We start from the raw sequence: 1,030 nt of genomic DNA, 5'->3' as shown, positions 1-1,030 counted from the left end.
GCCATACTCAGGGCTCTGGATGCGATCGCTTGGGTGGCTTCGTAACCTTCGCCGACAACGCGCCGAAGACCGTCGTTGCGAAGATTGGAACCTCATTTACCAGCCTTGAGGAAGCCGAGAAGAACCTCTCTGCCGAAGAGCCGGGATGGGAGCTTGAGCCCATCCGCCAGCAGGCAGAAGACGCATGGCGTGGTTATCTCGGGCGCATCGAGGTTACGGGTGGCACGGCAGAACAGCAAAAGATGTTCTACACCGCCTTGTTCCATGCCTCGCTCGCTCCTCGTATTGTGAGTGACGCAGACGGAACCTATAACGGATTCGGCCAGGAAGGGAAGCTGCATCACGCACCTCCCGGCACAGACTATTACGACGACTTCTCTTTGTGGGATAGCTTCCGTTCGCTACATCCGCTGCTCACGATCTTGGACCCAAAGCGCGATGGAGAGATGGTGCAGAGCCTGGTCGATAAGGGCGCCCAGGCCGGCTTTCTGCCGATCTTTCCTACATGGAATAGCTACACCTCAGAGATGATCGGGGATCACACCGTAGCTGTGATCTACGACGCCTACGCCAAGGGGATTCGCAACTTCGATGTTCCGGAGGCGTATCGCCTGGTGCGCCAAAATGCGTTCATCACACCCCCTCACGATGACTACGTGGAAGGGAAGGGGCGTCGGGCGCTAATCTCGTATGACAAGTATGGCTACATTCCGCTGGAAGATGAGGTTCTGGATGCGTTCCATCAACGCGAGCAGGTCTCTCGTACGTTGGAGTATGCCTACGATGATTACGTTGGCGCTCAGTTCGCTGCAGCCCTGGGACACAAGGAAGATGCTGAGCGTTTGTTCAAGCGTTCAGCCAATTGGAAGAATGTTCTCGATCCCGAGACCCGATTCGTTCGTGGACGGCACAAGGATGGTAGCTGGGTAACTCCATTCGCCCCCGATAAGCCGGCCACCTACATCACGGAGGGTCTGCCCTGGCAGTACACCTTCTTTGTCCCTCATGATATCGAGGGCTTGAGCAAGGC

Annotated in this window: 1 protein-coding gene; it reads left to right on the top strand. The window is 56.6% G+C overall.

From position 1 onward, the window contains the following. Positions 1 to 29: 29 nt before the first annotated feature. A partial coding sequence (locus tag AB4043_RS26575; RefSeq protein WP_442308669.1) for a GH92 family glycosyl hydrolase occupies positions 30 to 1,030 on the top strand: 1,001 nt, incomplete at its 3' end.

Origin of the sequence: Terriglobus sp. YAF25, from assembly GCF_052113305.1 — a bacterium.
GTDB lineage: Bacteria > Acidobacteriota > Terriglobia > Terriglobales > Acidobacteriaceae > Terriglobus.
This window is presented reverse-complemented; position numbering and strand designations above follow the sequence as displayed.